The 18,917-nt window shown below is 63.2% G+C and carries 12 protein-coding genes; 8 read left to right on the top strand and 4 right to left on the bottom strand.

All coding sequences use genetic code 11. From position 1 onward, the window contains the following. Positions 1 to 89: 89 nt before the first annotated feature. Positions 90 to 1,730: a sensor histidine kinase gene (locus tag PQ627_RS10760; RefSeq protein WP_274260821.1), complete on the bottom strand. Its 1,641-nt coding sequence runs from the start codon at positions 1,728 to 1,730 to the stop codon at positions 90 to 92. 203 nt (positions 1,731 to 1,933) lie between these two features. On the opposite strand from PQ627_RS10760, the gene PQ627_RS10765 reads away from it, so the two are divergent. Further along, positions 1,934 to 2,317: a DUF7793 family protein gene (locus tag PQ627_RS10765; protein ID WP_274260823.1), complete on the top strand. Its 384-nt coding sequence runs from the start codon at positions 1,934 to 1,936 to the stop codon at positions 2,315 to 2,317. Positions 2,318 to 2,337: 20 nt separating this feature from the next. After that, the gene (locus PQ627_RS10770) at positions 2,338 to 3,150 is read left to right on the top strand and encodes a class I SAM-dependent methyltransferase (protein ID WP_274260825.1); all 813 of its coding nucleotides are present in this window, start codon (positions 2,338 to 2,340) and stop codon (positions 3,148 to 3,150) included. Between the two features lie 71 nt (positions 3,151 to 3,221). Here the strand turns inward: PQ627_RS10770 and PQ627_RS10775 are convergent, their stop codons facing one another. Then, positions 3,222 to 5,441, bottom strand: coding sequence for a S9 family peptidase (locus PQ627_RS10775; protein WP_274260827.1), 2,220 nt, complete (start codon positions 5,439 to 5,441; stop codon positions 3,222 to 3,224). A gap of 268 nt (positions 5,442 to 5,709) precedes the next feature. Here PQ627_RS10775 and PQ627_RS10780 point away from each other — a divergent pair, with 268 nt between their 5' ends. From PQ627_RS10780 to PQ627_RS10805, 6 genes are all read left to right on the top strand, one after another. Continuing rightward, a complete protein-coding gene (locus PQ627_RS10780) occupies positions 5,710 to 6,432 on the top strand; it encodes a glycosyltransferase (RefSeq protein ID WP_274260829.1) in 723 nt (240 codons plus the stop codon). Then, entirely contained in the window at positions 6,429 to 7,871 is a 1,443-nt protein-coding gene (locus PQ627_RS10785) for a glycosyltransferase family 4 protein (RefSeq protein WP_274260831.1), read from the top strand. The genes PQ627_RS10780 and PQ627_RS10785 overlap by 4 nt, the downstream gene beginning before the upstream one ends. Then, the gene (locus tag PQ627_RS10790; RefSeq protein ID WP_274260833.1) at positions 7,861 to 10,962 is read left to right on the top strand and encodes a hypothetical protein; all 3,102 of its coding nucleotides are present in this window, start codon (positions 7,861 to 7,863) and stop codon (positions 10,960 to 10,962) included. The genes PQ627_RS10785 and PQ627_RS10790 overlap by 11 nt, the downstream gene beginning before the upstream one ends. A gap of 1 nt (position 10,963) precedes the next feature. Beyond that, a complete protein-coding gene (locus PQ627_RS10795) occupies positions 10,964 to 12,106 on the top strand; it encodes a glycosyltransferase family 4 protein (RefSeq protein WP_274260835.1) in 1,143 nt (380 codons plus the stop codon). Continuing rightward, the gene (locus PQ627_RS10800; RefSeq protein ID WP_274260838.1) at positions 12,107 to 12,904 is read left to right on the top strand and encodes a PIG-L deacetylase family protein; all 798 of its coding nucleotides are present in this window, start codon (positions 12,107 to 12,109) and stop codon (positions 12,902 to 12,904) included. A 249-nt stretch (positions 12,905 to 13,153) separates the two neighbouring features. Continuing rightward, positions 13,154 to 14,248, top strand: a complete 1,095-nt coding sequence (locus tag PQ627_RS10805) for a hypothetical protein (protein ID WP_274260840.1) — start codon at positions 13,154 to 13,156, stop codon at positions 14,246 to 14,248. A gap of 17 nt (positions 14,249 to 14,265) precedes the next feature. Here PQ627_RS10805 and PQ627_RS10810 read toward each other — a convergent pair whose 3' ends face one another. Together PQ627_RS10810 and PQ627_RS10815 are read right to left on the bottom strand one after the other, a co-directional pair. Next, positions 14,266 to 15,177: a GGDEF domain-containing response regulator gene (locus PQ627_RS10810; protein ID WP_274260842.1), complete on the bottom strand. Its 912-nt coding sequence runs from the start codon at positions 15,175 to 15,177 to the stop codon at positions 14,266 to 14,268. Beyond that, positions 15,174 to 18,608: a hybrid sensor histidine kinase/response regulator gene (locus tag PQ627_RS10815; RefSeq protein WP_274260844.1), complete on the bottom strand. Its 3,435-nt coding sequence runs from the start codon at positions 18,606 to 18,608 to the stop codon at positions 15,174 to 15,176. Before PQ627_RS10815 ends, PQ627_RS10810 begins: the two co-directional genes overlap by 4 nt. Between the last annotated feature and the right edge of the window lie 309 nt (positions 18,609 to 18,917).

Here is an 18,917-nt window from a genome sequence, read left to right on the forward strand (position 1 = left end):
ATTTTTGTTTCAGATTGTGTCGCGCATTAGTGACTTCCCGGGTGTGGCCGGGAGCGGGCATTGACAGGCCTGTCACAAGAACCTGTTGCCTACGGTCCGCCCACAGGCAGCTCCACGGACACGGTGGTCCCGGAGCCAAGCGTGGAGTCGAAAACCATGCGGCCCATGTGCCGGCTGACGATGTCGTGGGCGATGGCCAGGCCCAGCCCGCTGCCTGGAACGGCCGCCGAGGTGGCGTTCGAAGCGCGGTAGAACCGGGTCAGGATGTGGGGCAGATCGTGTTCCGGGATGCCCAGGCCGTTGTCCGCAATCTTCACCAGGGCTGCTTTTCCGCCTTCCTTCGACGACGACACTGCGCTGCTGATACCCACGCGTCCGCCCTCGGGCGTGAACTTGATGGCGTTGGCCACGATGTTCGTGAACACCTGCTCGAGCTTGGCCTCGTCGGCAGTGACCTCGATGTCTTCCGGGCTTTCGGTCACTGAAACGGACACGTGCCGGGATTCGGCCAGCGGTCGCAGGGTAGCCACCACCACCTGCAGGAGCTTGGCGATATCCACCGGTTTGAGGTCCAGGTTGCTGCCGTCCTGCATGGACACCGTCAGCATGTCCTCGATGAGCTTCCGGAGCCGGCTGGAGTTGCGGCCGATGACGTCCAGCATTTTGTTGATGCCTTCGGGAACCGGGCCGCCGGAACCGTCCTGGATCATGTCCAGGTAGGCCGTGATGGATGTCAGCGGGGTGCGCAATTCATGGTTCACCGTAGCCAGGAAGTCGGTCTTGGCCTTGTCCAATTGGCGGAGCTGGTGAAGGACACGCTGCTGCGCACTGATGAGGTGGCCTTGGATCAGCCCGTGCGCCACGTTGCCTGCTACGTGCTGCAGGAGGGCGATTTCGGCCCGTGTCCAGTCGTGGCGCTCTTCCACGGTGGACAGCAGGACAATGCCCATGGCGGATGCGCCTTCGCCGACTGGAAGAAGCACTGTGGAGACGGGCTTGAGTTCGCTGGACCAAGCTTTCAGGGCCTTGGCGATGTCCGATCCGGGGTCGCCCCGGTGGTCCGTCACAGCCAGGACATCAGCTGCAGTCCACAGTTTGTTGGCGACCTCGATGATGGTGTTTCCGCTGTCGCCGAGTCGTGCCGGGAGCATCGGCAGCCCGTCGCGGCTCCACTGGGCGCGGATGCTGGGGACCCGTTCGTCCTGGAAAGTAGCGAACCACACATGGTCCACGCCCAGGGCTTCGCCGAAACCGCGGACTACACGGTCCGCGATCTGCTGGGGATCGTTGGTCTCGCGAACCGCCGATGAGACACTCCTCAGGCTTTCACGCAGCGCCTCAACCTCGCCCCGGGAGCGCTCCCGCTCCGAGGACCGGCGAAGCAGTGTTTGCACTCTGTGGACGATCTCCATGCCGCGCACCGGGCCAATAACGTAGTCGGCGACGCGCCAGGACTCGATGGCCTTGACGTCGATAACCTCGTCTTCGTCGAGGAGCAGCAGGACCGGAACTCCGGGGCTGCGGAGCGATCGGCCAAGGGTGTTTCCGGCAACTATCACTGCGGGACTATGGCGCTGGAGCTCCAAGGCGAGTTCTTCGGCGTCCGCCGCACGGAAAACGTCGAAGCCCGCAGCTCCCAATGCCTCCGCTGTCACGGTCAGGCGGTCAGCCTCTGAATCCGCAACAACGACGGAAAGGGAATGCTGTATGTCGGCGCCCTTCTGGCCCACTGAGCCCCCTCCCTCTCTACCACCAACCATGGAAATTCCAGATGTGGCAACACCCTATCAGCGGCGTGAGGCGGTGCGGGTGCCCCGATGAAAATGCGCTGGATGAGTCGCATGTCACAGCTTTACTTTGTTCAAGGGATTCGACAGCCTTGAACAAGCACTGCAGCGCCGTGTGACCGGCACTGAACCGCAGGAGGAGCACCGTGGACCACCCCACCACACCGCAGGATCACCAGCAGGTGAAGTTTCAGCTTGACCTCGAAGAGTCCGGGATTTTGCGCCTGACCTGGCCGCGCGGCGCCAAGATCAAGGAGTCCGACGCCCAGCGCGCCATGGACCGGGTCAACGAGCTGTGTGGGCCCGAACGCCACCCCATGATCGTGGACATGGCCACCACGGACGACGTCACCCGCGGCGCAAGGTCGGTTTTCGCCAAGCCATGCCAAGCCAACCGTATTGCCCTTTGGGGTTCGTCTCCCGTGGACCGCGTCATTGCGAACTTCTTCCTGGGCATCATGAAGCCGCCATGCCCTACCAAATTCTTTACTTCCGAAACGGAAGCGCTGGAGTGGCTGGGACAGAGCTGAAGCACCCTTATATTTGGAGGATGTTCTCTGCGCTGAGGAAGTACCTGCTGATTCCACGCCTCATCAGGCTTTCCTCTGCGGCGCCGAAGGATCCACGGACGGCCTGGGACCGCTACTGGGGGAGTGTCCGCTCAACCGGTGCAACCGGCGATGTCCTCTGGGATTCCGGGAGCGACCACGAAATGAACGGCTATCTCCCCAAGCTGGCACAGCTGGATCCGTCCCTTCCCATAGTGGACGTTGGCTGCGGCAATGGCAGCTTCACCCGGCTCCTGGCGGAACATTTCCCCCTGGCCTTGGGACTCGACTACTCCGCCAATGCGGTGGAACGCGCACGCATGGAGTCGGCAGATGTTCCCTCGACGGCATTTGCAGTGTGCGACATGACCTCGCCTGACGCCCCCGGGACCGTGGCGAAGGCCTTGGCCGATGCCGGCTGGACGGGCGACGCCAACGTCTTCATCCGCGGCGTCCTGCACGTACTGGACCGCAACGGACGTGCGGCCTTGGCAGCGAACTTGCCGCCCGTCGTCGGACATCGTGGCGGCGTGTTCCTGGCCGAGACCAACTTCCGGGGCACGCCGGTGGACTACGTCAGTCATCTCGGCGCCACCCGGAAGTCGATCCCGGCACCACTGGAGTGGGCCATCCGGGGCTTGCCAATGCCCGGTCACTTCGGTGCCGCGCAACGCGCCAAGGCGTTCCCGACGTCGGACTGGAACCTTGTGGAGGACGGCGCGACCAACATCGAAACCCGTCCGCTGAGCAATCCCTCGACCCCCGACGTCATCCCCGGCTACTACGCCATCCTCCGCGCCCGCCAACCCAACTAGGGGACAGCAAACGTTCCACTGACGGCTCAGAGCGACGTTATCTGTCCCCTAGTTGGGTGAGGGGGAGGCGGTTACTTGAGGCCCGCCCCTGGGAGGAGCTCGGTGGCTCCGAGGGAGTCCGCCACGAACGCGTAATCCCAGGCCCGCTCGCGCCACTGGACGTACCGGCCGGAAGCGCCACCATGGCCACCGTCCATCTCGATCTTCATGACGATCGGCTCGCTGCCTGTCGATTCCGCACGCAATGCCTGGACCCACTTGGCAGGCTCCACATACAGGACCCGGGTGTCATTGAAGGATGTCACCGCAGCGATCTTGGGATAAGCGGCTGATCGCACATTCTCGTACGGCGTGTAGGACTTCATGTAGGCATAGGCTTCGGGATCGGTGATGGGATTTCCCCATTCCTCCCATTCCAATGCCGACAACGGCAGCTCCGGATCCAGGATGGTGGTCAAAGCATCCACGAACGGGACCTGTGCCACCACGGCAGCGTACTTTTCCGGAGCCATATTGGCGATGGCGCCCATGAGCAGCCCACCGGCTGAGCCACCCATGGCAGCAATCCGGTCCGGCGAGACCCAGCCGGAGCTTGCCAGCCAGTCGGTGGCCGCGATGAAGTCCGTGAAGGTGTTCTTCTTGCTGAGCTTCTTCCCGTCCTCGTACCAGTGCCGGCCGAGTTCGCCACCACCACGGATGTGCGCGATGACCATGACGATTCCGCGGTCCAACAGGGACAGCCGGGCCACCCCGAAGCCGGGGTCCATGCTCACTTCGTAGGAGCCGTACCCGTACACCAGGCCCGCTCCGGTCCCGTCTTGCTGGACAGAAGCGTGCCGCAGCACTGACAGCGGAACCCGGGTGCCGTCGTCGGCCGTCGCCCACTCACGGGTGGCCACGTAATCCGATGGCGAGTACCCGCCCAACACCGGGCTCTCCTTGCGCAGGAGCAAGTCGCCGGCGGGCAGTTCCGAAGTGGGCAGCACGAAGTCGTAGACGCGCGACGGCGTGAAGTAGGAGGTGTAGCCAATGCGGATCACGGGGGCCTCGTAGTCGGAGCCGGAAACACCCGCTGTGTACAGCTCTTCATCGAAGGCAGGCTCGACGGGCGTACCCTGCGCGGCAGTCCCAAGACCGGCGAGCGGCAGCACCTGCACGCGCTCGATCGTGTCCTTCCTGATGGACAGCACCAAATGCGAGGACGTGACTCCGGCGCCGTTGACGCGCACCTCGTCTGAATGCGCGACGACGGTCCTCCACTGCTGCCCGGACAGCGGCTTTGCCAGTTCTTCCGGATCGACCAGGCTCACCATCGAGTTGATGGCGTCCTTGTTGTGGGTCAGGAGAAGGGTCTCGCGACCGTCGAGGAGGAAGGGCTCGGCCTCATACAGGATCCGTTCATCCCGGGAGATGACCGTGGTGAGGCCCGCTTCGTCGTCGTCAAAGCGAAGCAGCCGGGTCTCGCTGAATTCCGAGCAGCCGATGCTGAGCACCAGGTGGCGGCGGTCGGAGGCGAGGTCGAAGCCCAGCCACATGGCGACGTCGTCCTCCTGGTAAAGCACCTCATCCTCGGTGACCGGCGTGCCCAGTACGTGGGACTTCACCTGGTACGGCCGCCAGGACTCGTCCACCACCGTGTAGAAAAGGCGGGTGCCGTCGGGGGAGAAGGCCACCCCGTAGAAGATGTTCTCGATAACGTCCGGCAGAAGTTCTCCGGTCCGAAGGTCTTTGATCCGCAGTGTGAAGCGCTCGTCGCCGGCGTTGTCCACAGCGTAGGCGTAGAGGTTTCCGTCCATGGTCACAGCGGCGCCACCCACGCTGAAGAACGGCTGTCCTTCGGCCTCGATGTTGCCGTCCAGGAGCACTTCCTCGCCATCGATGGCGACACCGGGCTCAACAGCCGGAGGGGTCCAGTCGGCTACACGATCGCCGGTATCCTGGGCCCGGACGCGGCACTGGATGCTGTACTCCTTGCCCTCCACCGAGCGGCTGTAATACCACCAGCCGTCCTTCCGCCCGGGCACGGACAGATCCGTTTCCTGGGTACGGCCCTTGATCTCCTGGAATATCGCTTCGCGCAGTGGTTCCTGGTGCGCTGTCACGGCCTCCTGGTAGGCGTTCTCCGCCTTGAGATGTTCCACCACTTCCGGAGATTCCTTGTCCCGGAGCCACTCGTAGTGGTCCACGAAAACATCTCCATGGTGTTCACGGCGTGTCGGAACGCGCTTGGCGACCGGCGGCTCCAGGGCAGTTTCCGGAGCGGCGGCAGATGCAGAAGAAGTGTGGCTCATGGGGCCACTCTATAGATCTGCTCTGACAGTGAACCAGCAATTTCGCTCACAGCGCCGGGCCGGACCGGGCGAGCTGATAGTTGGCTGCGACTTGAAACGACAACCCTGAATTGGCGTCATGAGTTGTGCCGACCCCTCACTCCATCTATTGCGAGCACGATTTCGTCAGGTGCTCGGAAAGTTGGAGGTTCAGATGCTCACGTTTTATCCACACGGTGCTCTGCCGGGCAGGAAAGGAAATCCGCACGCCCGGCAGCACTCCGACTCCATGCGACGGTCCCTTGTGGATTTGGAAGTCATTATTCCCGCCTACAACGAGGCCTCGAGAATCCCCGGAACCTTGCGTCAAACCATGGAATTCCTGGCTGCCCAGTCATGGTCTTCGCGCATCGTAGTGGTGGACAACGGCAGCGTCGATGAGACCGCTGCGGTCGTCCGCCGGATCTCCCGTGAGCAGCGTGGGGGAGTCCCGGTCGCCGTCGTGGGCTGCGCCCGCCGGGGCAAGGGCGCGGCGGTCAGGCGGGGCCTCCTCAGTGGAACCTCCAAGTTCACCGGGTTCTTCGACGCCGACCTCGCCACCCCACTGGAAACCCTCACCAAAACCATGGCCCACCTCTCACGGGGTGCTGCGGCTGTCATCGCCTCCCGCCACGCACCGGGATCCACCTTCGTCCGTCCCCAGCATTTGGGACGCAGGATGGGTGGAACCGCCTTCCGGGTGTTGACCCGTTCCAAGGTCAAAGGCATCCAGGATACCCAGTGCGGCTTCAAGTTCTTTGAGCGGGATGCCCTGACCGCAGCCATGGTGCAGTGCCGCAGTACGGGGTTCGCGTTCGACGTCGAACTACTCCTGCGGCTCCAGGACCACAAAGCCAGCATCATCGAAATCCCGGTCGCTTGGACGGACGGATCGGAGTCGACCTTCCGCCCCTTCCAGGATGGCGTGGCCAGCTTCGCCTCAGTACTGCAACTTCAGAAAGCCATGCCATGACCTTTGTCCTGCCCGATCTGAACGCTCCCGGCCGGCTGGCCGGGAAGCATGTGCTGGTGCTGAACTGGCGCGATGTCCGGCACTCCCTCGCCGGTGGTGCCGAGCAATACATGCACCAGATTTCCAGGAGGTGGGTTGAGAACGGCGTCAAAGTCACGTGGTTGACGGGTCGCGACGCCGGTCAGTCGCCGGAGGAGCTCATCGACGGTATCCGCATACTTCGTGCCGGTGGCCCGTTGTCCATTTACGCCAGGACCGCGCTCCGGCTTCTGCGCAGCAACGTCCGGTTCGATGCCGTGGTGGACTGCCAGAACGGGATTCCGTTCTTCTCCCCGCTGTTCCTCCCTAAGGACGTTCCGATCGTCCAGGTGGTGCACCACGTCCATCAGGAACAGTTCCGCAGCCGCTTCTCTCCACCTATGGCAGCGGTCGGCCGGTTCCTGGAAAACACAGGGGCCAAACGCGTTTACGGGCAGCGTGCCATTGTGGCGGTGTCACCCTCCACGAGGCTGGAACTGCGGAAGCTGGGCTTCGGTGGTCCGGTTCATGTGGTCCCCAACGGCACCATCGATATCCCCCGAAAAGAGGGAACCAGATCGTCTGCGCCGAGCATCGCCGTCGTCAGTCGTTTGGTACCTCACAAGCGGTTGGACCTGCTGCTGGGTCAGTTCGCCGTTGCGGCGCGAAGTGTTCCACGCCTGCAGTTGGACATCGTCGGTGACGGGCCGGAACGGGCACGCCTGCAACAGCTCGCCATGGACCTTGGCCTTGGGCATGCCGTGACGTTTCACGGCTACCAGCCCAATGATGTCCGCGACCTGATACTCAGCAGGGCGTGGCTGACAGCGTCCACGTCCGCCTCCGAAGGATGGGGTTGCTCTGTCATCGAGGCGGCTGCATGGGGAGTTCCCTGCTTGGCACTCCGGGTTCCCGGTATACGCGATTCCGTTGTGGATGGCAGAACGGGCTGGCTGGTGGACAGTCCGCGCGAACTGGCCGGTGCCCTGGCTGACGCCATCACGGAGTTGGCGAAGCCCGGCATCGCAGCCGACATCGCGGCGCAGTGTCGGGAATGGGCCCGTTGCTTTACCTGGGAACGCAGCACCAGGCTGCTCACCGGGGTGCTGCTGGAGGAGGTCAAGGTGCGAAAGGATGGCGGGGATCCCCTCGCCGGCCACTCGGATCTTTCCACCCTGGTGAGGTTCGAATTGCCCGACGGCGCGCCCCTGCGGAGCATTCTGCGGCCCACGGACGAAGTCGCCCTTATCGACGACGGGCATGTGGCCGTCCTGATGAAGGGACGCGATGAGTTCGAAGCCTTCGCAGCCCTGCAAAACATCGGAGTAGCCAGTGCCGAATTGCGCCAGGCGGACGGCAACGCCCTCTTGGCCGGTCCGGAAAGCATGCTTGCTCCTGTTGATGCCATCGATGGCCAGTAGCAGTACCCCATCAATAGATGGAGCCCAGCGCACCAACACCATCGAAGTGCAGGCCAGACGCCTGGCCAGGACACGGACCGAACGCAAGGACGGAGCCCAGGAACACAACTCAAAAGTAGCCAGAAACAGCGGCTTTCTAGCCATCTCCGCGGCAGTGGTGGGTGCGGTCAGCTACGCCTGCACCCTGCTGATGGCCACAATGCTTGAAACCACGGAATACACCCACTTCGCGTCAGCCGCAATGATCCTGGGGGTGGTTGGAATCGTGGCCAACGCCTTGGTTCCGCTGCCCCTGTCACATGTGGTGGCCGTTCATGCGGAAGGCTCCGAGGAACGGCGCAGCGGCATAGCATTCTCGGTGTACGTCTCCGGTTTGGCGGGGCTTGCCGCGGCCATTGTCACGGGCAGCGTAACCCTCGCTGTGGCCACGCCTGCCATGGCTGCAGCCGTAGCGTTGGCCGCGCTTGCGATCTTCGTGGCCAACGCGCCTGCTGGTTGGCTGCAAGGGGAACTCCGCTTCACGTGGTATGCGGTGTCCACCATCGGTGAAGTTGGCCTCAGGTTCATCTTCAGCCTGTTGGTCATTTGCCTGGCCTGGGGTGCCGGGGGAGCGGTTCTGGGCTTCGTCGCAGGGTGCTTGGCGCCGATGGTTGTCCCGTGGTCGTTTTACCGGGACCTCCGATGGCGGCCCCGCGTGCTGCTGGAGAAATGGCGATGGGCAGAAACCAGCGATGTCGCACTGGTCCTTTGCGTGGTCTCGGTTCTGGTGGGCATCGACGTTGTGGTGGTGGGTTATCTCGACGGCGGTTCCACAGCCGCCGCGGGGTTCCAGGCGCTCGCTACGATCGCGAAAGGCCCGGTCTATGTTGCCGCCGGGACGGCGTTGGTGGCATTTCCGCTGCTCCGCACTCCCGGCGTCAGGACCGCCGAGGTGCTCGCCGCATCCTTTGCCTCCTTCGCGCAACTTGCCGTCGTGGCGTTCGCCATCATCGCTACTGCGCCGCCGTTGATGGCCGGCCTGCTCATCCCACAGAAGTACCACGGCTCCCTGGGGCTCTTGCCTTGGCTGGCAGCCTCCGGTCTCGGGTATGCCGTCCTCATGGTGCTCTCCACGGTCCTTCTGGCGATGCGTGCTTATCGCCGCTGCCAACTCGGCCTGGCGCTCGCCTGCCTCCTGGTCGTTGGCGGGCTATGGGCCGGCTGGGAGCTCAACGCGGTGGCGGGGATGGCGGTGGGCACCGCTATCGGCGCGGTGACAGCTGGCCTGGTGATGGCAGTTCTGGCGCGTCCGATTCTTGCCGCCGCCAAACCAGGAAAGGGAGCGGGACGGTTCGCCGTCGTGGCCACCGCCCTGATTGTCATCCTTGCTGTGGCTGCCCACCTCCAGCCATATGTTTGGCTTGCGCTTGCCATCGTCAGCGGCGTGGCCGTCCTGGCCCACCAGCGCGGCTTGCTGCCCCACAGGAACGACTTCAGACGACGACGGCGGCGGGTGGGGCGGGCGGCCCCGGGTACCGGCCGCCGGTCCAAGACCAAGTCACCCGCGCCTTTGATAAAGGTGCCCGCATGGGCAGGAACGGCGGCAACCAGTACATCGCTTGCCTTCATCGTGGTTGTTGCCGCGGGCCTCGGCGTTCGCGCGCTGGGCGTTGAGCGCAGCTTTGAGTTGTGGGTGGACGAGATGTTGTACGTGCGGCTGGGCGAATCCATGACCAACGGCGGGTTCCCCACACTGCCTGACGGGCCGTTTTTCCTGCATCCGCCGGGGTATTTCATGCTCGAAGCCATCGTTGTCAGGGTGTTCGGAACGACAGGCGACATCATCGACGTGACACTGCACCTGCGCTGGCTCAACAGTATCTTGGGGGCCGTAACGGTGGGCCTCGGATTCCTGCTGGTGCGCAGATTGGCTATGAACACCGCTGCGTGGCTTACCGCTGTCCTTCTGGCATTTGAGCCTTTCGTCCTGCGTAACAACAGTCATGCATTCCTTGAAACCTCGGCCATGGTTCCTGCCCTGGGAGGGATGCTGATCCTGGTGGGCGCCCGCGTTCCGCGCAACAGAACGCGGTGGTTCCTGAGACTGGCAGCATCGGGGCTGCTGTTTGGCTATGCCATTTTGTGTAAGGACTTCTTCTTTATTTGCACACTGGCTCCAGTGGGGGCTGCCGTTGTGTGGAAGAAGACCTTGCCGTGGCGGGAAGCGCTGGTGCTGGCAGTCTTCGGTTTCCTGCCCTATGGAACCTACCTTCTGGTGGTTGCGGTCACTGGCCATTTTGACGATTGGCTGTGGGCCAAGACCAACGGCGTGGTGCGCATGTCCGGGCTGGAGAAGAGCACTGGGTTCACCGCTGAAGGCTCACCAAGCCTGGTGTCCCGTCTTATCGAACAAAGTGGCCACTTTGGTACGAGCTACATCCTGCTGGGTTTGTGCCCATTGGTGGGTCTCCTTCTGTGCTTCAGCCGCCACCATTCGAGACGCCTGGTCGGCTTGGTTGGTCTGGCTCTTGGGGCCGCCGGTATCTACAGTGCTGCGTTCGGCACTTTCGAGGAACAGTACGGATACGGCGTGATGGTGGCTGGAGTGCTGTGCTCAGTCCTTGTGGTGGTGGAGTTCAAGGAGCGATATCCACGGATGCGCAAGGGGCTCGGCATCCTGAGCGTCCTGTTCGTGGTGTCGACCGTGGTGCTGGGCATGCGCACTGAGCTGACGCCCGACGACGGCTTTGCCCGGGCCGATGACTGGATCCAGGTGAATCTTCCCGCGGACGCGAGAGTCAGCGTCACGAACAGTACGGGCCAGTTTGCCTATATGGATGATCCGCGGTTCGGCATCTGGCCATCGGCGCCGCTGATGCAGCAGAACGGGGCGAGTTACATACTGACTCAATCCGCGCCAACCAGCCAGGGCTACGGCTATGCGAATCCCACCATGCTCGCTTGGTTGAAGCAGCACGCAACTCCCATGATCACAACCCCGGGCCCGACCAACGGCGAAACCACCATCTGGTTTGTTGACCCGGCTGACCTTGAGTCTGCGGCGTTGGCCAACATCGGTGAGCCGTCGAAAAGCTACGGAACGGAACGATAAAATGAGAGTGCTGCATTTGGGCTTCGAAGATCCGCTCATGCCAGGAGCGGGCGGGGGCTCCGTACGGACCCATGAGATAAACCGACGGCTGACTGCCCAGGGCTTTGACGTTACTGTGCTGACAACCCGCTATCCGGGCTGGAAGGAACGCACCCAGGACGGTGTGCACTACATCCCGATCGGTTTCGGGAGTGGAACCAACCGGCTGACCCGGCTGGCCGGCTACGTCATGCGTTTGCCTGTTGAGGTGCGCAAACGCCGGTCAACGACAGAGCTGGTAGTGGAGGACTTTTTTGCTCCATTCTCAACGATGGCTGCTCCGCTGTGGACGCGTCGCCCCACAATCGGCGTCGTCCAGTGGCTTCATGCGGCGGAAAAAGCGCGGCAGTACAAACTGCCCCTGCACTGGATCGAGCGCGTAGGCGTCCGCACACACCGCAGGCTTATCTCCGTGTCGGAGGGAATCAGTGAACGGCTGAAAGAGCTGAACCCGGACCTTCAGGTCGATGTCATCGGCAACGGTGTGGACCCTGGTATTTGGGAGATCGAGCCCCATCTCGGCGCCGGCCAGGATGTTCTCTTCATAGGCCGCCTCGAAGTGGGGCACAAGGGTTTGGACCTCCTTTTGCAGGTGTGGGCCGAGATCCGGGGACGGATAGATGGGAAGCTTCTGATCGCCGGCACCGGTCCGGATGAGGAACGGTTGCGCGCGTCCATAAAAGATGCGGGCCTTTCGGACTCCGTACAGATGCTCGGCTGGCTGGCCGGTGAAGAAAAGTTCCGGACATTGAGCAGTGCACGGTTGCTGGTGGTGCCCTCGCGGCACGAGACTTTCGGGTTGGTGGCCATCGACGCACTTGCAGCGGGCACACCGGTGGTCGCCTTCGACATCCCTTGTTTGCGGGAGATCATTCCCCCTGGCGTTGGGTGGCTCATCGAGGCGTTCAATGTCAAAGAATTCGCAGAACAAGTAGTCCGCAGCTATGCCCAGGACGGACTGGAAGAAGTAGCTGCCCGAGGCCGCAAGTTCGCTGCCGACTACAGCTGGGACGCGCTCGCCGCCGAGCAAGCTGACGCCTATCGCGCCGCTCTTGTCGAAATGAGGAATGGCCAAACTCGAGCCAATCAGGCGAGGAGGCCATAGATGCCGATGCAATCCCGCGTTGAAAGGTCCATGGCGGGTGACGCCCCCTGGCTGGTCCTGTCGCCCCATCTCGACGATGCGGTGTTGTCCTGCGGCGCACTGCTTGAGGCACAGGCCCGGGAACGCGAGATCATCGTGGTCACGCTGTTCACGGAGGCACAGACGGCGCCGCACACGCGGGCAGCCAGTTCCTTCCTGCGCCAATGCACGGTAGCGGACGCCGGGGAACTGTTTGAGGCCCGGAAAAGTGAAGACCTTGCCGTCCTGGAAGCGATGGGAGTCCAGGCCATCCATCTCGGCGAAGCGGATGCGCTCTTTCGCCGACGGCGCCAGCCACCGATGGTGGGCAGCAGCGCCTGGGACAGGCTCCTTCCGGAGTTGACCCACCGTTACCCCACCTATCGTTTTGACATCGCGATGGGCAGGATCGCCAGGGGCGACCAGGCACTCATTCGCCGGCTCCGTACCGCTGTGGCCGGGCTCATGGCTCAGACGCAAGCGGAACTGCTGTTTTGTCCTGCGGGAGTGGGCAAACACGTAGACCATCTCATTGCCCGCGAGCTGGGTAGCGGGCACCCCGGGAACGTAGTGATGTACTCGGATTTCCCTTATGACCTGGTGGCTGCCCCCGATCAACGCCACATGTCGAGAACGGGGTTTGTGCCGTGGATCTGGGACACGGGACTGGATGTCAAAGCTGGACGGATCAGCCAGTACGCAACGCAGGTGGATGCCCTGTTCCCCGGCCGAAAGATCCCGCAGAGTCCGGAAACCTATTTTGTGCCCAGGCCCGGCTAGCGGTGCCCCAGGACAAACCCGGCGGAAGTTATCCACAGGGCAACGCGTTGGGGTTTTCGCGGTGCGGGTGTCCAAATGTAGGCTCCAGCCAACGGTGCGCAACGAAGCGCCACGAAACTTTGGGGGATTGCAGTGGGAACTGTTGACATTAATTCCGGACTACCGTCGCGCAGTACTTGGGCCGAACCACGACGGCGGTGGTCCGCTTTCGCGGTTGCTGCCACAATCGCGTCACTCGCCTTGGCTGGGGTGCCTGCTGCGCCCTCCACAGCCGCCACCGCGGCGTCGTGCACCAAGAGCGGCGCCACGGGCAGCAACGCCACCACCGCCTACACGGTCACCACCACCGTCAACGACGCCGGGGACGACACGAGCGCCATCCAGAACCGCATCAACGCCGCAGGAGCAGCTGGGGGCGGCGTCGTGAAACTCGTAGCCGGGACCTACATCATCAACGGCAAACTCCGGATGGCCAACAACGTCAAACTGGAAGGCGCAGGCCCTGCCACGATCCTCAAAGCAGGCCCTAATTTCCTGACTACAAGGGGACCTGCGGGCGCCTACCCGATCATCACCACCAATTACGCTACGAACACCACCATCGCCAACCTCACGGCGGACCATTCCGGCGACACCCTCCCAGTGAGCATCAATATGGGCGAGCGCCTGGACGAATACGTCGTTGACGTCCGGGGCGGCTCGAACAACGTCGTTGATGGAGTAAACGTCAGGAACCCCTTCACGTACTCAATAGCTGCGGCGGGAACCACAAAGTTCTGCATCAAGAACAGCAGCACCATCGTTGCTACGAGTGGCAAATATGACCAGCTCGACGGGATCCATGTCCTGGACTCATCGTTTGGTGACGTCACCGGCAACACCGTCGACCAGCGCGCGGGAACGGACGGAGACGATGGCCTTGTAGCCCACAGCATTAACGGACCCACGCACGACGTCAACTACATCGGGAACAAGGTCCGGGGCGGACACCGGGGCAACAGCATGCAGTTGGCCGTCGGTAACTACTCGATCTACAACCTGACAATTGCCGACAACGAATTCTATGGGGCGCCGTACGGTATCCGTACCGGCTACTACGACAACGGCACCGGAGCGGTCACCGGGGTGAGCCTGACCGGCAACTACATCCACGATTTGAAAGCCGGCCACATAGTCACCCAAGGCAGCTATGACGCCATCCACATAGGCGACTTCGGTGCCCGAGGCCCGATCACGGGCGTTGTCGCCACCAACAACAAGGCGTGCGCAGCCGGGAAGATCTATGTCGCATCCGGCACCGGCAACCTCAACCAGAGCAACACCGTTCAGACGGCAACCTGCTGACCGCTGACACCCAGCTGTCACTGCGCGTGGAAGGAATCAGCCAACGCCACCCTGTTCCGGCCCGCAGCTTTGGCCGCGTACAGGGCAAGGTCGGCTTCCCGCAAAAGTTGTTCGGTTCCGGCCCGCCGCCCGTCCTTGAACGCGGAGATTCCTGCGCTGATGGTCAGGACGCCGTCGGGGTCGCCGGAGTGTTCGATCCGCAGATCGTGAACGGCTGAGCGAACGCGTTCCATGACCTTCTCCGCGGTAGCGGCCGTCTGTTCCCGGAGCAGCAAGAGGAACTCTTCTCCGCCAAAGCGGTAGACGGCGTCGGACGTCCGGATCTCGCCGGTCAGGGTGGCCGCGATGGCCACCAGCGCGGCGTCCCCTGCTTGATGCCCGTAGATGTCGTTGTAGCTCTTGAAGTTATCCACGTCCACCATGGCCAGGCAGTAGCCGCGGCTCCCATCCTGAAGGTCGCCCAGATCCTCCGACAACTTGAGCCGGTTGTGCACCTTGGTCAGGGGATCCGTGCGTGCCTGCTCCGTCAATGCCGACCGGTAACGGGCAAGGTCCGCGTGCAAGGACGTGATGCGCTGCGCGGCCAGCAGCCTGATGTGCAGGTTGAACGGGTCCAGTGGCTTGGTGACGTAGTCGTCGGCTCCGGCTTCCATCCCGGCGAGGACGTCCTGACGCGAGCCATGGGAGGTCACGAGAATGACGTATGTGTACCGGTCCTCTTCCGCGGCCCGGATGGCACGGCACAGGTCCAGTCCGTTGAGGCCCGGCATCATCAAGTCGGTCACAACCGCTTCGGGGCTGTGCTCTTTGAAGAGCTGCCAGGCCGAGTCGCCATCCACGGCCACGATGCATTCATGCCCGGATTGCTCCACGGCTGCCTTGGTGATCATCCGCGAAATTTGATCATCGTCCGCAATCAGGATCTTCACAGGGCCCCCAACAGTATGCGCTCGAGGGCGTGGTCCACCCCGGCCAGTTCCAACGTCAGCCGTTCCAGCAGCCGGAGTCCTTCGATCTCCAGCCCAGGGGCGGCCTCCCGTCCCAGCATCTCCAGTTCCTTGCACAAGGCCGCCGCTCCGACAGCTCCAATGTTGGACGCTGCGCCGGCCAGCTTATGTGCCGCCGCCTGCACTCCGGCAGCCTGACCGGCGTCGAGTGCGGAACGCAGCGCCGCCACGGTGCCCGCGGCATCCTGCCGGAAGGCCTCGATGGCCGCCGGCAGTAGTCCCACGCCGTCGTCGGGACCGAGTTCGCGCAGGATCTGCAGTCGCCCGGTGTCAAGAACAATAGCGTCCGACGGCGGTGCTTCCGCCGCCTGCGCCGGCTCCCCGGCGGCCTCCCCACCGAAAGGCGGCGTGCCGGGGGTCCCGGCTCCCGCCGTCGTCGGTTCTTCAAGCTGCGGAACCCAACGCGCCAAGACTGCCCGCAGCGTTGCCAGATCCACAGGCTTGCTGATGTAGTCGTCCATGCCGGCCGCGAAGCAGCGCTCGCGGTCCTCGTTCAGGGCTCCGGCGGTCATGGCGATGATGGGGATGCGGGCTGAGTGTCCGTTGCGGGCGCGTATGGCGCGGGTGGCGTCGAATCCGTCCATGACCGGCATATGGCAGTCCATAAGCACCGCTGCGTAGCGCCCAGTCAGCGCAGCCGTGACTGCCTGGGCGCCGTCGTCAACGATGTCCACGGCGTAACCGAGCCGGTTGGCCATGCCACGGGCCACAAGCTGGTTGACTTCGTTGTCCTCTGCCACCAGCAATGTGCCCAGCCGACCGTCCGGCTCCTCGGCCGGAAGCGAAGGTACCGGAGACGGTGGGGCCGATACACCGGTGGTCCTGGTGGCCATGAGGCGTAGGAGCCGGTTGTAGAACTCGGAACTGCGCACGGGCTTTGTGAGGTACTCCCGGATTCCGGCCGTCGCCAGGTCAACTTTGTCGACCATCATGGTTGAGGTCAGGAGAATGATCCCTGGCTGCCCGGGATGGGAGCTTTCGCTGTTGATCTGACGTGCGAGTTCCAGGCCATCAGTGTCGGGCATGCACATGTCCACCACGGCGATGTCGTATGGGTGGCCCTCCCGGACGGCGTTGCGGTACTCGATCATCGCTGCGGTTGCATCGGCAACTGCAACGGGTGCCATTCCCCAGCTGTCCAGCTGCGTCTCCAGCACGAGGCGGTTGGTGGCGTTATCGTCCACCACCAACACGCGGCGGCCCGCAAGGGTGGCCGGTAGCGTGAGGGTGTCAGCTGAAGGGGGCCCGATGGGCAGTGACAATTCAAACCAGAAGGTGCTGCCCTCGCCCAGCTCGCTGTCCAGGCCAATCCGTCCGCCCATCGCTTCGGTGAGCCGCCGGGAAATGGCCAGTCCCAGCCCTGTGCCTCCATACCGGCGGGTGGTGGACGCATCGGCCTGGGCGAAGGATTCGAACAGGCGGTGGTGGTCCTCGGCGCTGATGCCGATTCCTGTGTCCCGGACTTCAAAGCGCAGCGAGGCGTTGTCGGCTTCGGAGGCCAGCAGGGAGACTTTGATCTCGACTTCTCCCGATGGCGTGAATTTCACGGCGTTGGAGGAGAGATTCACCAGGATCTGCCGGATCCGGCCGGAATCGCCCATGAGCCGTCCGGGGACATCCGGGTGGCAGTAGGAAATGAGTTCCAGGTTTTTGCCTTGCGCGGCTTCGGCAACCAGGCCGGCCACTTCTTCCACCAAAGCCCGCGGATCGAAGGCCGTGACCTCCAGGTCCACTTTTCCGGCTTCGAGTTTGGAGAAGTCCAGGATGTCGTTGATCAGGGTGAGGAGGACCTCCCCGGCGCCCTTCACGCCTTGGGCGTACTGCCGTTGTCCGTCAGTGAGCGGCGTGTCCATCATGAGCGACGTCAGTCCGATGACGGCGTTCAGGGGTGTCCGGATCTCGTGGCTCATGGTGGCCAGGAACTCCGACTTGAGCCTGCTCGCTTCGAGGGCGGCTTCCCGGGCGGCTAGCAGCTCTGCCTCGGCGGCTTTGCGTTCGGTGATGTCCCGCGAAATGAAGGCGACGCCACGGATCCCGGTGCCGCTCCGAACCGGGGACAGGGTGACCGACACGGGGATGGTCACACCGTCACCGCGTTGACGCTGCGTTTCGTAATTCTGGATATCGCCGTTGCGCGCCGTGGTTTCCAGCACCTGCCGCTCTTTCTCCCGCACCCCCTCGGGGATGAAGAAGTCGCCCTTTGTGCCAATCACCGCAGCTGCCGGGTATCCGAAGATCTTCTCGGCGCCGGGGTTCCAACTGGTGATGACGCCATCCAGGGTTTCGCCAACAATGGCATCGCCGGAGGAATTGACGATCGCGCCGAGCCCCTCAAGCTCGGCCGTGCGTTCGGCCACCTTGGACTCGAGGTCGCGGGTCAGCGTGACATTTTCGACGACGATGAGCACTTGGCGAACGACGACGAACGCCAGGACTATCAGCCCGGTGACCAACAGGATGGGGTCTGCGCCGATGGGGCCGGTCCGGGAGAAGAACACCGCGCTGAAGACGGGGAGATAGGGGAGTAGCTCCAGTGCCACTGCGTAGCCGCGGCCATCTTTGCGGCTGCTGTCTGCTTCAGGAATGAGCGGGCTCAACGCGACCAGCAGGAAGGCGGACACCCAGCCCAAGGCCAGGGGCGAGCCTGTCACGCCTGAGATGCCTTCCAGCGTGAGCCGCATGTACGCGAGGTCCGTCAAGGCAAGGACCCAGAAGCCGACGCCCAGGCTCAGCCAGGGCAGCCTGCGCCCGCGGGCTGCGCGCATGGTGAGGACGATGACCACGGAAACCATGAAGACATCCGCGATGGGGTAGGCCATCTGGGTGGCACGGGCAAACGGGTCGCTGTTCCTTGCGCCGGCCAAAGGACCCAATACGGAACTCCATGCGATGAAGAAGGTGGAACTTGCCACCACGCCTGCATCCAGGATGGTGCGCCGCAGCGGCAGTCGAAGGCCCTGCCCCCGCAAGAGCAGCACCAGGCCGATGGAGGCCGGCAGCGCGTACCAAACAAAACCGACGTCGGCCAATGACGGAAAAGGGTAGTCGTGATCAAGGGTGATGCCGTTGAAAGTCCAGATGGCTTGTCCGGCGCCCCAGAGGGCCAGCCCGGCCACGACGAACCAGCGTCCGGCCGTTGAGTGAGGCTGTTTGAGGGCTGCCCGGGTGTGGGTTGCCAGTGCAGTAAGGACTGCTGTCAGGATCGCCAGGTCACCTGCAAGCTGTGCTGTGGGTGTACCGATTCCGCTGGCCAGCCCAACGACCAGCAGCACTGCGCAAAAGCCGGCCGCGATCAGGAAAAGCGGCAAACCGCGTCCCGACCACGAGCGCTTGGACAGAACCTCGTGCTTCACTCCCGCCACTGAACCCCTGCCTTCAAAAGTGGCCCCACCAAAAGCGAACAACGCCGTCTTAGCTGCGCTGAGGAGAGCATACGCTGAAAACACCCCTTCAGGGCACAATAAATGTCCTGTTAAGAACGCTTGACAACACGTACTCCGGCGCCCGGGGCCTGAGTACTGCCAAGTAGCCCATTTCCCCAAACTGCGTAATACCTGATGGCCGTGCGTCTGTGCCAAGGGGAAAGTCGAGTAGCTCCTACTCGTGCAGGCGGCAATACCCAATTCCTATATTTGAATTTGCAGGGGTTTATTGCAATTCCG

Source organism: Paenarthrobacter sp. AB444 (assembly GCF_028736865.1).
GTDB lineage: Bacteria > Actinomycetota > Actinomycetes > Actinomycetales > Micrococcaceae > Arthrobacter > Arthrobacter nicotinovorans_B.